Raw genomic sequence first — 14,270 nt, 5'->3', positions numbered from 1 at the left:
GTGCGCCGGCCTTGTCCTTGAGGACCTGGCCCCGGGCCCCGCCGGGCCCCAGCCCGGGGGGCGCCGCCCACGCCCGCGCCACTGGGGCCCCCCCCGCCCCCGAGGGGCGGGCCTTCAGCCGTTGGACCAAGAGGTTCAGTCGGTCACTTGTCGATCTTGGTCACGCGACCGGCGCCGACGGTGTGGCCACCCTCGCGGATGGCGAACTTCAGGCCGACCTCCATGGCGATCGGCTTCTGCAGGTGCACGATCATGTCGGTGTTGTCACCGGGCATGCACATCTCGACACCCTCGGGCAGTTCCACGGTGCCGGTGACGTCGGTGGTGCGGAAGTAGAACTGCGGGCTGTAGTGGCTGAAGAACGGCTTGTGACGGCCGCCTTCTTCCTTGGTCAGCACGTAGACATTGGCCTCGAAGTCGGTGTGGGGGGTGGTGCTGCCGGGCTTGGTGACGACCATGCCGCGCTCCACGTCCTCCTTCTTGGTGCCACGGAGCAGCAGACCGACGTTGTCGCCAGCCTGACCCTCGTCGAGGATCTTGCGGAACATCTCGACGCCGGTGACCGTGGTGGTCTGGGTGTCGGCGAGCCCGACGAGCTCGACGGTCTCACCGGTCTTGATGATGCCGCGCTCGACACGACCGGTCACGACGGTGCCGCGGCCGGTGATGGTGAAGACGTCCTCGACAGGCATCAGGAAGGGCTTGGCGGTGTCGCGCTCGGGCTGCGGGATGTAATCGTCGACCTGCCCCATGAGCTCCATGATGGCCTCGGCCCACTTCTCGTCGCCCTCAAGCGCCTTCAGGGCGGAAACGCGCACGACGGGACAGTTGTCGCCGTCGAACTCCTGCGCGCTGAGCAGCTCACGGGTCTCCATCTCGACGAGTTCGATGAGCTCCTCGTCGTCGACCATGTCGCACTTGTTGAGTGCCACGACGATGGCGGGGACACCGACCTGACGGGCGAGCAGCACGTGCTCGTGGGTCTGGGGCATGGGGCCGTCAGTGGCTGCCACGACGAGGATCGCGCCGTCCATCTGGGCGGCACCGGTGATCATGTTCTTCACGTAGTCGGCGTGCCCGGGGCAGTCGACGTGCGCGTAGTGACGCTTCTCGGTCTGGTACTCGACGTGCGCGATCGAGATCGTGATACCGCGCTGACGCTCCTCAGGAGCCTTGTCGATCATGTCGAATGCTTCGAACGAGTTCCACTGCGGGTACTTGTCCGCCAGCACCTTCGTGATCGCCGCGGTCAGTGTGGTCTTGCCGTGGTCGATGTGCCCGATGGTGCCGATGTTGCAGTGCGGCTTCGTCCGCTCGAAATGGGCCTTTGCCACTGGGGCTCCTTCTGATGTCGCGTCACGCTGGCTTGCGGGACGCCTGTTGGTTGCTGCGAGGGGCCTCGCAGCGGGGTCTGTTCAGGTTTGGCTTGGCACCGAGAGTTACCGGGCACCGAGACACTTGGGCTGGGCACCCAAGAACCTTAGCAATTCTGGTCTACAGGCTGGCGAGAGTCAAACAGCGCTCGCCAGCCTGGTGGGGTCAGCGGATCACTCGGTACCGCGGGCCTTGGCGATGATGTCCTCGGCGATCGACTTGGGCACCTCTGCGTAGGAGTCGAACTCCATCGTGTAGGAGGCCTGACCGGAGGTCTTGGACCGCAGGTCGCCGACATAGCCGAACATCTCGGACAGCGGGACGAGCGCGCGCACGACCTTGTTGCCGTGCTCCTCGACCATTTCCTTGATGTGCCCGCGACGGCCGTTGAGGTCGCCGATGACGGTGCCGAGATAGTCCTCGGGGGTGGTCACCTCGACGGCCATCATCGGCTCGAGCAGAGCCGGGTCGGCGCGCCGTGCGGCCTCCTTGTAGACCATCGAACCGGCGATCTTGAATGCCAGCTCGGAGGAGTCGACGTCGTGGTAGGCGCCGTCGGTGAGGGTCACCTTGATGTCCTCGACCGGGTAGCCGGCCAGCACGCCGAACTGCATGGCCTCCTGGATGCCGGCGTCCACAGCGGGGATGTACTCCTTGGGGATACGTCCGCCGGTGACGGCATTGACGAACTCGTAACCGGAGCCGGGCTCGGTCGGCTCCAGATCGATGACCACTTTGCCGTACTGGCCAGAACCGCCGGACTGCTTCTTGTGCGTGTAGTCCACATTCTTGACCGCCCGCCGCAGCGTCTCGCGGTAGGCCACCTGCGGGACACCGATATTGGCCTCCACATTGAATTCGCGCTTCATGCGATCGATCAGGATGTCCAGGTGCAGCTCGCCCATGCCGGCGATGATGGTCTGGCCGGTTTCCTCATCGGTGTGCACCTGGAAGGTGGGATCTTCCTCAGCGAGCCGCTGGATCGCGATCGACAGCTTCTCCTGATCGGCCTTCGACTTCGGCTCGATGGCCTGCTCGATGACCGGGTTCGGGAAGGTCATGGACTCCAGCACCACGGGATTGGAGTGGTCGCACAGCGTGTCGCCGGTGCCGGTGTCCTTCAGGCCCATCACCGCGCAGATCATTCCGGCCGGCATCTCGTCGACCTCCTGGCGCTTGTTGGCGTGCATCTGGTAGATCTTGCCGATGCGCTCCTTCTTGTCCTTGGTGGAGTTGAGCACCTGGGACCCGGTCTTGAGCGTTCCGGAGTAGACGCGCACGAAGGTGAGCCGCCCGAGATGGGGATCAGCAGCGATCTTGAATGCGAGGGCCGAAAGAGGCTCGTCACGGGAGGGATGGCGATCGATCTCGACCGTCTCGTCGCCGGGCTTGAAGCCGACGATCGCGGGCACGTCGAGCGGGCTCGGCAGGTAGTCGACGACGGCGTCCATCAGGGGCTGCACGCCCTTGTTCTTGAAGGCCGAACCACAGGTGACGGCGGTGAAGGCAGACGCCAGCACACCGCGGCGGATGGCGGCCCTGAGGTCGTCCTTGGTCCAGTCCTCGCCACCGAGGTAGAGCTCCATGAACTCCTCGTCGTTCTCGGCGACGGTCTCGATCATCTCAGCCCGAGCGGTCTCCGCGGCCTCCTTGAGGTCTTCGGGGATCGCCTCGACCTCGTAGTGCTCGCCGAGCTCGGTCTCGCCGCGCCAGGTCTTGGCGTCCATCTCGATGAGATCGATGATGCCCAGGAAGCCGCCCTCAGCGCCGATCGGCAGCTGCAGCAGCACGGGGATGGCGTTGAGACGCTCTCGGATGGTCTTGACGCACCAGTCGAAGGAGGCGCCGGTGCGATCCAGCTTGTTGATGAAGCAGATCCGCGGCACGTTGTACTTGGAAGCCTGACGCCACACGGTCATCGTCTGCGGCTCCACGCCGGCGACACCGTCGAAGACAGCCACCGCACCGTCGAGCACGCGCAGCGCACGCTCCACCTCGACGGTGAAATCGACGTGCCCGGGGGTGTCGATGATGTTGACCTGGTAGTTGTTCCAGAAGCACGTGGTGGCGGCCGAGGTGATGGTGATGCCGCGCTCCTGCTCCTGCTCCATCCAGTCCATGGTGGCAGCGCCGTCGTGAACCTCACCGATCTTGTGATTGATACCGGTGTAGTACAGGATGCGCTCGGTCGTCGTCGTCTTTCCGGCGTCGATGTGAGCCATGATGCCGATGTTGCGCACCTTGGCCAGGTCGGTTTGCAGATCGAGGGCCACGGGTTTCCTAACTCTGATTCGTGATGTGGACGGGGCATGCGGCCCCTGAACAGGCCAGTGCCCCCGCCACAAGGGCGGGGGCCGGCCGAGATGTTACCAGCGGTAGTGGGCGAAGGCCCGGTTGGCTTCAGCCATCCGGTGGGTGTCCTCGCGCTTCTTGACCGAGGCTCCGAGACCATTGGAGGCATCGAGGATCTCGTTCTGCAGACGCTCGGCCATCGTCTTCTCACGACGGTCGCGGGCGAAGCTCACCAGCCAGCGCATGGCCAGCGTGTTCGAACGGTGCGGCTTGACCTCGACAGGCACCTGGTAGGTGGCGCCGCCGACTCGGCGGGAGCGCACCTCCACGGCGGGCTTGACATTGTCGAGCGCCTTCTTGAGGGTCTGCACCGGGTCGACACCGGTCTTCTCGCGAGCGCCCTCCAGCGCGGAGTACACGATGTTCTGCGCGACGGTCTTCTTGCCGTCCAGCAGGATCTTGCTCACGAGCTGGCTGACCAGCGGTGACTCGTACACCGGGTCGATGATCACCGGGCGCTTCGGGGCCGGTCCCTTGCGAGGCATTACTTCTCCTTCTTCGCGCCGTAGCGGCTGCGAGCCTGCTTGCGGCCCTTGACGCCCTGGGTGTCGAGTGCACCACGGATGATCTTGTAACGGACACCGGGAAGGTCCTTCACGCGACCGCCGCGCACGAGCACCATGGAGTGCTCCTGGAGATTGTGACCGATTCCGGGAATGTAGGCGGTCACCTCGATGCCGGAGCTCAGGCGAACTCGCGCCACCTTGCGCAATGCCGAGTTCGGCTTCTTCGGGGTGGTCGTGTACACACGCGTGCACACGCCACGGCGCTGGGGCGAGCCCTTCAGCGCCGGCGTATTGGTCTTGCTGACCTTGTCAGTGCGGCCCTTGCGGACCAGCTGCTGGATGGTAGGCACCTGCTGGTATCTCTTTCGTAGTCGAGAGTGATTCTCCTGATGGTGCAACTCCCCCATCACCTGAGCGCGGCGCCCAGCAACAGGCGCTCGTTCGAAGGACGATGGGTCGTTGCCGCACGATTCCGTACCGCCTTGGCCATCTGTGCAACGTCAGAACCAGATCGGGAGGGCACGCGCTTTCATCCGGGCAAACCGAACCAAGAGCCGAGTCTAGCCGACGGTTCGAAGCCGGTCAAAACGGCCTCCCCACGGATGGCGGTACCAGTCTGATTGATCGGATTCCTGCGGTCGGGGGAAGAAAGAGGGGAGAGCATGTGCCCGGCAGCAGCGTCAAGTGAATGCAGCTGCTGCCAGGCCCATGCTCTCCCCCGCTACTCAGCCCCGTGGGCTCAGCACAGTGACTCAGCGAAGGTCGCCGAAGTCCAGATCGTCCAGCGGGACCGCGGAACCCGAACCTGACCCGAAGTCGTAGTCGAAGGGGTCATAGCTCATCTGGTAGGAGTTCGCCTTGGCCTCGGCCGTCGGCTCCACCCGCATGTTGCGGTAACGCTCCAGGCCGGTGCCCACCGGGATGAGCTTGCCGAGGATGACATTCTCCTTCAGGCCGACCAGGTTGTCCGACTTGCCATGGATGGACGCATCGGTGAGCACCTTGGTGGTCTCCTGGAAGGACGCCGCCGACAGCCACGACTCGGTTGCCAGCGAGGCCTTGGTGATACCCATCAGCACCGGACGACCCTCTGCGGGACGACCGCCCTCCTCGACCGCCTTGCGGTTGGCGGCCTCGTAGTTCTGCCGATCCACCAGCTCGCCGGGCATCATGTTCGTGTCGCCCGACTCGATCACCGTGATCCGCCTCAGCATCTGGCGGATGACGATCTCGATGTGCTTGTCGTGGATCGGGGAGCCCTGGGAGGCATACACCTTCTGGACCTCCTGCACGAGGTGCTCCTGCACCGCGCGCACGCCGCGCACCCTCAGCACGTCCTGCGGATCGATGGTGCCACCGGTCAGCTGCTCACCGACGGAGACATGACAACCGTCGGTGATCGAGTGCCGCACCCGGTTGGAGTCCTCGAACTCCAGGCGTGCCCGACGCGGCAGGACGTACTCGACGTCCTCCCCGCCATCATCGCGGATGATCGTCAGCTTGCGGCCGCGATCGGTCTCCTCGATCTTGACGCGCCCGTCGGCCTCTGCGATCGGTGCCTTGCCCTTCGGGGTACGCGCCTCGAACAGCTCGACCACTCGGGGCAGGCCCTGGGTGATGTCGTCGCCGGCCACACCACCGGTGTGGAAGGTACGCATCGTCAGCTGGGTGCCGGGCTCGCCGATGGACTGCGCAGCCTGGATGCCCACGGCCTCGCCCACCTCGACGAGCTTGCCATTGGCCAGCGAACGCCCGTAGCACTTGGCGCAGGCGCCGGTGGAGGACTGGCAGGTCAGCACCGAACGCACCTTGAGGGAGGTGATGCCGGACTCGATGGCCTTCGCCACCAGCGCGGGCTCGAGATCAGCCCCAGCACCGATGACGACATTGCCCTGCTCATCGGTGACATCGGTCGCCGCGGTGCGCCCATAGACCGAGGTCTCCAGCATCTTGTCCGGCACCAGCGTGCCGTCCGGACCGGCGCTTGCGATGGGCTTGACCAGACCACGAGTGGTCCCGCAGTCCTCCTCGCGGATGATGACATCCTGCGAGACGTCGACCAGACGCCTGGTGAGGTAGCCGGAATCGGCCGTCCGCAGGGCGGTGTCGGCCTGCCCCTTCCGGCCGCCGTGGGTGGAGATGAAGTACTCCAGAACGGTCAGGCCCTCACGGAAGTTGGACTTGATCGGGCGCTCGATGATCTCGCCCTTCGGATTGGCCACCAGGCCTCGCATGGCGGCGATCTGGCGCATCTGGGTCATGTTCCCTCGGGCACCGGAGTTCACCATCATGTAGATCGGGTTGGTGCGAGTGAAGTTCTTCTCCATCGCATCGGTCAGCTCGGCCGTGGCGTCGTTCCAGATCTGCACCAGCTCACCACGGCGCTCCTCCTCGGTCACGGCACCGCGATCGTAGAGCTTGTCGATCTTTGCTGCCTTGGCCTCGTACTTGGCCATGATCTCGGGCTTGTTGGGCGGCGTCTGCACGTCACCGATCGAGACGGTGACGCCGGAGCGGGTGCCCCACTTGAAGCCCATGTCCTTGAGGTTGTCGAGGGTGTCGACGACCACCGGACGTGGGAACTTCACGGCCAGATCGTTGATGATCCCCGCGAGCTGCTTCTTGCCGACGTGGGCCTCCACGAAGGGATAGTCGTGCGGCAACGCCTCGTTGAAGATGATCTTGCCCAGCGTGGTGTCGAGCATGATCGAGCCGTCGTCCTTGAGCTTGTCGGCCTGGGAGGCCGGCGGGACAATCCCCTTGAGCCGGATGGTGCACTTGGCACGCAGGTCGAGCTGGCCCATGTCCTGGGCCATCAGGGCCTCCGCCTCGGAGGCGAAGGCGCGCCCCTCGCCCGGCAGACCGTCGAGGTCCTGGGTGAGGTAGTACATTCCGATGATCATCTCGTGACTGGGCAGCGCGATCGGCTTGCCGTCAGCCGGCTTGAGGATGTTGTTCGAGGAAAGCATCAGAATGCGGGCCTCGGACTGCGCCTCGGCGCTCAGCGGCAGGTGAACAGCCATCTGGTCGCCGTCGAAGTCGGCATTGAAGGCCGCGCACACGAGCGGGTGCAGCTGGATGGCCTTGCCCTCGATGAGCTGCGGCTCGAATGCCTGGATGCCCAGCCGGTGCAGGGTCGGTGCGCGATTGAGCAGCACCGGATGCTCCTTGATGACCTCGTCGAGCACATCGAAGACCTGCGGACGCTGGCGTTCGACCATGCGCTTCGCGCTCTTGATGTTGGGCGCGTAGTTGAGGTCGTAGAGCCGCTTCATGACGAAGGGCTTGAACAGCTCCAGAGCCATCTGCTTGGGCAGGCCGCACTGGTGCATCTTCAGCTGCGGGCCGACCACGATGACCGAACGGCCGGAGTAGTCGACGCGCTTGCCGAGCAGATTCTGGCGGAACCGGCCCTGCTTGCCCTTGAGCATGTCGGACAGCGACTTCAGCGGACGGTTGCCCGGACCGGTCACCGGACGGCCACGTCGGCCGTTGTCGAACAGCGAGTCGACGGCCTCCTGCAGCATCCGCTTCTCGTTGTTCACGATGATCTCGGGCGCGCCGAGATCCAGCAGCCTCTTCAGCCGGTTGTTGCGGTTGATCACGCGACGGTACAGGTCGTTGAGGTCGGAGGTCGCGAAGCGGCCGCCGTCCAACTGCACCATCGGGCGCAGATCGGGCGGGATGACCGGGACGGCGTCCAGCACCATGCCCATCGGCGAATTGCCGGTGTCGAGGAAGGCCGAGACCACCTTGAGCCGCTTGAGGGCACGCGTCTTGCGCTGGCCCTTGCCGTTCTGGATGATGTCGCGCAGCCGCTCGGACTCCGCCTTCAGGTCGAAGGTCTCCAGACGATGCTTGACGGCCTCAGCGCCCATGTACCCCTCGAAGTACTTGCCGAAGCGAGTCTTCATCTCGCGGTAGAGCACCTCGTCGCCCTCGAGGTCCTGCACCTTGAGGCCCTTGAAGCGATCCCAGACGGCGTCCAGACGATCCAGCTCGCGCTGGGCACGGTCGCGGATGGTCTTCAGCTCCTTCTCGCCACCGTCCTTGACCTTCTTGCGGACATCGGCCTTGGCGCCCTCCTCCTCGAGCTTGGCCAGATCCTCCTCGAGCTTGGTCATCCGCTTCTCGACGTCGTTGTCACGACGCTGTTCGATGTGGGTGTGCTCGGCGGAGACCTTGGCCTCCAGGGACGGCAGGTCTCGAGAACGCGCATCGGCGTCGACCCTGGTGATCATGTACGCGGCGAAGTAGATGACCTTCTCCAGGTCCTTCGGCGCGATGTCGAGCAGATAGCCCAGGCGGCTCGGCACACCCTTGAAGTACCAGATGTGGGTGACGGGCGCGGCCAGCTCGATGTGGCCCATCCGCTCACGACGCACATTGGAACGGGTCACCTCGACACCACAGCGCTCGCAGACGATGCCCTTGAAACGCACCCTCTTGTACTTGCCGCAAGCGCACTCCCAGTCCCTGGTGGGCCCGAAGATCTTCTCGCAGAACAGACCGTCGCGCTCGGGCTTGAGCGTGCGGTAGTTGATCGTCTCGGGCTTCTTCACCTCTCCGTAGGACCACCCACGGATCTGGTCAGCAGTGGCCAGGCCGATCCGGAGTTCGTTGTAGGTGTTGACGTCCAGCACGTTGATTCTCTTTCCCCTGCTCCCAGCAGGCGGTCACAACAATTGGGGATCAGTGGCCATGACACCGGGTGGGGCCCGGTGTCATGGCGTGGTGGCCTCAGCCTTCGGACTCCAACTTGTAGGAATCAGCACCGGGTCGCCGCGAGAGGTCGATACCGAGCTCCTCCACGGAGCGGTAGTCCTCCTCGGTGTCCCGCAGGTCGACGACCTGGCCGTCGGTGCTGAGCACCTCGACGTTCAGGCACAACGACTTCATCTCCTTGACCAGCACCTTGAATCCCTCGGGGATACCGGGCTCGGGGATGTTCTCGCCCTTGACGATCGCCTCGTAGACCTTGACACGGCCGGAGACATCGTCGGACTTGATGGTGAGCATCTCCTGCAGGGCCCACGCGGCGCCGTATGCCTCGAGTGCCCAGACCTCCATCTCGCCGAAGCGCTGACCACCGAACTGGGCCTTGCCGCCGAGCGGCTGCTGGGTGATCATCGAGTACGGACCGGTGGAACGTGCGTGGATCTTGTCGTCGACCAGATGGTGCAGCTTCAGCATGTACATGTAGCCGACGCCGACACGCCGCGGGAAGGGCTCCCCGGAGCGGCCGTCGAACAACAGTGCCTTGCCGTCCTGGTCGACCACGTGATTGCCGTCCCGGTTGGGCAGGCCGTCAGCGAGCAGACCGGAGATCTCCTCCTCGTTCGCACCGTCGAAGACCGGGGTGGCCAGGCGGACACCGCCGTCGACGTGCTCGAGGCCGACCTCGCGCAGGCGCTCGGCCCACGGCTCATCGGAGGCGCCGAGATCCCAGCCGGAATGGGCGATCCAGCCCAGATGCATCTCGAGCACCTGGCCCAGATTCATCCGGCTCGGCACGCCGAGTGGGTTGAGGATGATGTCGACCGGGGTGCCGTCCTCCATGAACGGCATGTCCTCGACCGGCAGGATCTTGGAGATGACGCCCTTGTTGCCGTGCCGGCCGGCCAATTTGTCGCCGACCTGCACCTTGCGCTTCTGGGCGACGTAGACGCGCACCATCTGGTTGACGCCGGGCGGCAACTCGTCGTTGTCCTCGCGGTCGAAGATGCGCACACCGATGACGGTGCCCTCCTCCCCGTGCGGCACCTTCATGGAGGTGTCGCGGACCTCGCGGGCCTTCTCACCGAAGATGGCGCGCAGCAGGCGCTCCTCAGGGGTGAGTTCGGTCTCACCCTTGGGGGTGACCTTTCCGACCAGGATGTCACCGTTGCGCACCTCGGCGCCGATGCGGATGATGCCGCGCTCGTCGAGATTGGCGATCATGTCGTCGGAGACATTCGGGATGTCCCGGGTGATCTCCTCGGGCCCGAGCTTGGTGTCGCGGGCGTCGACCTCGTGCTCCTCGATGTGGATCGAGGTGAGCACGTCCTCGCTCACGATGCGCTGGGACAAGATGATGGCGTCCTCGTAGTTGAGGCCGTTCCAGGGCATGAAGGCGCACAGCAGATTGCGGCCCAGGGCGAGCTCCCCGTCGTCGGTGCAGGGACCGTCGGCGAGCGGGGTGCCCACCTCGACATGGTCCCCCACGCTCACGATCGGGCGCTGGTTGACGCAGGTGCCCGCATTGGAGCGGCGGAACTTCTCCAGCCGGAAGGTCTGGTAGGTGCCGTCATCGCAGGCGATGTCGATGAGATCGGCCGAGGCGCCGGTGACGGTGCCTGGCTTGGTGGCGCAGGTGACCTCGCCGACGTCGACGGCGCAGCGGTACTCCATGCCGGTGCCCACATAGGGCGCCTCATTCTTGACCAGCGGCACAGCCTGGCGCTGCATGTTGGCACCCATCAGGGCACGCGACGAGTCGTCGTGCTCGAGGAAGGGGATCAGCGCGGAACCCACCGACACCATCTGGCGCGGCGAGACGTCCATGTAGTCCACTTCCTGCGGCGGCACGAGATCGACCTCGCCGTGGCGGGTACGCACCAGCACGCGGTCCTCGGTGAAGGCACCATCCTCGCCGACCACGGCATTGGCCTGGGCGATGATGTGATGGTCCTCCTCATCGGCGGTGAGGTAGTCGACATCGTCTGTGACGGTACCGTCGACCACGCGACGGTAGGGCGTCTCGATGAAGCCGAAGGCATTGACGCGCGCGAAGGAGGCCAGCGAACCGATCAGGCCGATGTTCGGGCCCTCAGGAGTCTCGATCGGGCACATCCGGCCGTAGTGGGAGGTGTGCACGTCGCGCACCTCCATGCCGGCGCGATCACGGGACAGACCGCCGGGGCCCAGCGCCGACAACCGGCGCTTGTGGGTCATCTCGGCCAGCGGATTGTTCTGGTCCATGAACTGGGACAGCTGCGAGGTGCCGAAGAACTCCTTCAGCGCAGCGGTCACCGGACGCACATTGATCAGCGTCTGCGGGGTGATGGCCTCGATGTCCTGGGTGGTCATCCGGTCGCGCACCACGCGCTCCATGCGCCCCAGACCGGTGCGCAGCTGATTCTGGATCAGCTCGCCGACGGTGCGCAGGCGACGATTGCCGAAATGGTCGATGTCGTCGGGCTCCACAGGCAGACCGTTGTCCAGCTCGGTCTGGCCCTCGTGCAGGGCGCAGATGTAGTGGATGGCGGCAATGATGTCGTCCATCGTGAGCACCTGCTGGTCGAAGGGCTCGTTGAGACCAAGCTTCTTGTTGATCTTGTGACGGCCGACCTTCGCCAGGTCGTAGCGCTTCGGATTGAAGTAGTAGTTCTCCAGCAGCTGCTGCGAGGCATCACGCGCCGGCGGCTCACCCGGGCGCAGCTTCCGGTAGATGTCGAGCAGCGCCTCGTCCTGGGTGGTGACGTGGTCCTTCTCCATGGTCATCCGGATGGCGTCGTACTGGCCGAACTCGTTGAGGATCTGCTCCTCGCTCCAGCCGAGCGCCTTGAGCAGCACGGTGACGTTCTGCTTGCGCTTGCGATCAAGACGCACACCGACGAGGTCGCGCTTGTCGATCTCGAACTCCAACCAGGCGCCGCGGCTCGGGATCACCTTGCAGGTGAAGATGTCCTTGTCGCTGGTCTTGTCGGGCGTCTGCTCGAAGTAGACGCCCGGGGAACGCACGATCTGGGAGACGACGACACGCTCGGTGCCGGTGATGATGAAGGTGCCCTTGTCTGTCATCAGCGGGAAATCGCCGATGAAGACGGTCTGGCTCTTGATCTCGCCGGTGTCATTGTTCATGAACTCGGCAGTGACGAACAACGGGGCGGCATAGGTCGCGTCGCGATCCTTGCACTCCTCGATGGTGTACTTCGGATCCTCGAAACGGTGGTCCCGGAAGCTCAGGGACATCGTCTGGGAGAAGTCCTCGATCGGGGAGATCTCCTCGAAGATCTCCTCCAGCCCCGAGTGGGTGCTCACATCGGTGCGGCCCTGAGCCAGGGCCTCATCCACCTCGCGCTGCCAGACATCGTTGCCGACGAGCCAGTTGAACGATTTCACCTGCAGGTCGAGCAGATTGGGGATTTCGAGCGGCTCCTTGATCTTGGCGAACGAGATTCTCCCGGTATTGGAGATGACATCGGTGTTCTTCAACGCATTGCGCGAGGCGGCCAAGGTGTGGTCCTTCCAAGAACTCGCAGAGGTTCTTTGCATGCAGAATGACCCGTGTCAACACGGGTCATCAATTGTGGCGATGGGCAAACATCAACGTTACCCTATCCTGGGGCTGAGAGCAAGTGGGCAAAGCTTACGCTTTGGCCATCCCGTGCGGGCCCATCCAGGCGGCGACATCATCGTCCCCGCAGTAACCCCAGTCCCTCGAACTCGCCGACCGACACAGCCTTGGTCACGAGCTAGATGATACGCAATCCCGTCGGGTTGGCAACCACCTGGCCCGGCCACGCCAGACGCGACTGCATTCCCCGCCTGCCAGGTACGACGAAGACCGGGCACCACCACTGGTGGATACCCGGCCTTCAGCCACTGCTCGTCAGCGCTGCGTCACTTGACGGAGGCGGTGGCGCCTGCAGCCTCGAGCTTCTCCTTGGCTGCCTTGGCGGCCTCGGGGGTGACCTTCTCCAGGACGACCTTCGGAGCTGCCTCCACGAGATCCTTGGCATCCTTGAGGCCGAGGGAGGTGAGGGCGCGCACCTCCTTGATGACCTGGATCTTCTTGTCGCCGACGGCCTCGAGGGTCACGTCGACCTCGGAGGCAGCCTCGTCGGCAGCGGCGTCATCGCCGGCGCCACCGGCAGCGGCCGGGGCAGCGGCAACGGCAACCGGGGCGGCAGCCTTGACGTCGAAGGTCTCCTCGAAGGCCTTCACGAAATCGGACAGCTCGATGAGGGTCATGTCCTTGAACTGCTCGAGGAGCTCGTCCTTGCTGAGCTTTGCCATGTTGGCGTCCTTCCTAGTTGTTCGATGCGTCGTTGGACGCCGCGTCTGTTGTGACCTCGGCAGCATCGGCTGCTCCGGTTGCCGAATCTTCGGCGTTGTCGTGCTCCTGGACGCCAGCGGCGGGGGTTCCGGCCCCACCGATGATCGAGGGATCCTCGCCGGCCTTGGTCTCCAGAGCGCCCAGCACGCGGGCGGTCTGGGACAGCGGGGCGGCGAAGAGGGCCACGGCATTGCTCATGGACGCCTTCATGCCGCCTGCCAGCTTGGCGAGCAGAACCTCGCGCGACTCGAGGTCGGCGAGCTTCTTGACCGTGTCGGCGTCGAGGACCTTTCCGTCCATGACACCGCCCTTGATGACCAGGAGCGGGTTGTCGTTCGCGAAATCCCTCAGGCCCTTCGCCACGGTGGCGACGTCACCGCTGATGAAGGCAACGGCCGTCGGTCCGGTGAGCTGTTCGTCGAGTCCCTCGACGCCAGCCTCCTTCGCGGCGATCCGGGTGAGGGTGTTCTTCGCAACGGCGTAGCTTGCGTCAGCACCGAGTGACCTGCGCAAATCCTTCAGGTTCGCCACGGTGAGACCGCGGTACTCGGTCAGCACGGCTGCGTCGCTCTGGGAGAACTTCTCCTTGAGCTCAGCGATCGTGTCTGCCTTGTCAGCCTTCGCCATCGGGTCTCCTTCCCACTTCTCGTTCGTGCCGGGACCTTGTGACGGCATGGAAAAACCCCGGTGCACAGGCAGCCGGGGTTTGCGCCGGGCAGCGCCCGGCGATTCGTTCGGTCACCTGCGCGGGCGCCCTGCCCCAGGTATGAGGATCGAGCATTGAGGCCGAACGATGAAGCTCGGCCGCCAGCGGTCTACGGCATCGAGAAGTTTAGACGTACGCCGCTGCTGGGCAAAATCGGATGACCGATCGCTGCGAGCAATGACGTAGCCGCAAGGCCCCGACCATCACCCGCACACACCTAAGCGCGATGGCCTCCAGCCATCACCCGCACACACCTAAGCGCGATGGCCTCCAGCCATCACCCGCACACACC

8 protein-coding genes are annotated in these 14,270 nt (G+C 64.7%); all 8 read right to left on the bottom strand.

The window, feature by feature from the left end:
• Positions 1-143 precede the first annotated feature (143 nt).
• A complete protein-coding gene (tuf, locus tag ABF648_RS10355) occupies positions 144-1,334 on the bottom strand; it encodes an elongation factor Tu (protein ID WP_415632198.1) in 1,191 nt (396 codons plus the stop codon).
• Positions 1,335-1,547: 213 nt separating this feature from the next.
• The gene (gene fusA, locus ABF648_RS10350; protein ID WP_415632197.1) at positions 1,548-3,647 is read right to left on the bottom strand and encodes an elongation factor G; all 2,100 of its coding nucleotides are present in this window, start codon (positions 3,645-3,647) and stop codon (positions 1,548-1,550) included.
• Positions 3,648-3,740: 93 nt separating this feature from the next.
• Positions 3,741-4,211, bottom strand: coding sequence for a 30S ribosomal protein S7 (gene rpsG / locus ABF648_RS10345; RefSeq protein ID WP_415632196.1), 471 nt, complete (start codon positions 4,209-4,211; stop codon positions 3,741-3,743).
• The gene (rpsL, locus tag ABF648_RS10340) at positions 4,211-4,582 is read right to left on the bottom strand and encodes a 30S ribosomal protein S12 (RefSeq protein ID WP_415632195.1); all 372 of its coding nucleotides are present in this window, start codon (positions 4,580-4,582) and stop codon (positions 4,211-4,213) included. The genes rpsG and rpsL overlap by 1 nt, the downstream gene beginning before the upstream one ends.
• A 402-nt stretch (positions 4,583-4,984) precedes the next feature.
• On the bottom strand, positions 4,985-8,875 hold the full coding sequence (locus ABF648_RS10335) for a DNA-directed RNA polymerase subunit beta' (RefSeq protein WP_415632194.1): 3,891 nt from the start codon (positions 8,873-8,875) through the stop codon (positions 4,985-4,987).
• Positions 8,876-8,972: 97 nt separating this feature from the next.
• Positions 8,973-12,449 (bottom strand): DNA-directed RNA polymerase subunit beta, encoded by a 3,477-nt coding sequence (locus ABF648_RS10330; RefSeq protein WP_415632193.1) that lies wholly within the window; start codon positions 12,447-12,449, stop codon positions 8,973-8,975.
• Between the two features lie 387 nt (positions 12,450-12,836).
• A complete protein-coding gene (gene rplL, locus ABF648_RS10325; protein WP_415632192.1) occupies positions 12,837-13,232 on the bottom strand; it encodes a 50S ribosomal protein L7/L12 in 396 nt (131 codons plus the stop codon).
• A gap of 13 nt (positions 13,233-13,245) precedes the next feature.
• Complete coding sequence (gene rplJ / locus ABF648_RS10320) at positions 13,246-13,899, bottom strand: 50S ribosomal protein L10 (protein WP_415632191.1); 654 nt, start codon at positions 13,897-13,899, stop codon at positions 13,246-13,248.
• Positions 13,900-14,270: the final 371 nt, after the last annotated feature.

It is taken from the genome of Propionibacterium sp., from assembly GCF_047719395.1.
In the GTDB taxonomy this organism is placed as follows: Bacteria; Actinomycetota; Actinomycetes; order Propionibacteriales; family Propionibacteriaceae; genus Propionibacterium.
Note: the sequence above shows the minus strand (reverse complement) of the source record. Positions and strands in the feature narration are given on the sequence as shown.

What these genes read in the sequence shown, in the direction of transcription:
- rplL (WP_415632192.1), bottom strand. Translation starts at nt 13,232, where the DNA reads ATGGCAAAGCTCAGCAAGGACGAGCTCCTCGAGCAGTTCAAGGACATG.
- rplJ (WP_415632191.1), bottom strand. Translation starts at nt 13,899, where the DNA reads ATGGCGAAGGCTGACAAGGCAGACACGATCGCTGAGCTCAAGGAGAAG.
- rpsG (WP_415632196.1), bottom strand. Translation starts at nt 4,211, where the DNA reads ATGCCTCGCAAGGGACCGGCCCCGAAGCGCCCGGTGATCATCGACCCG.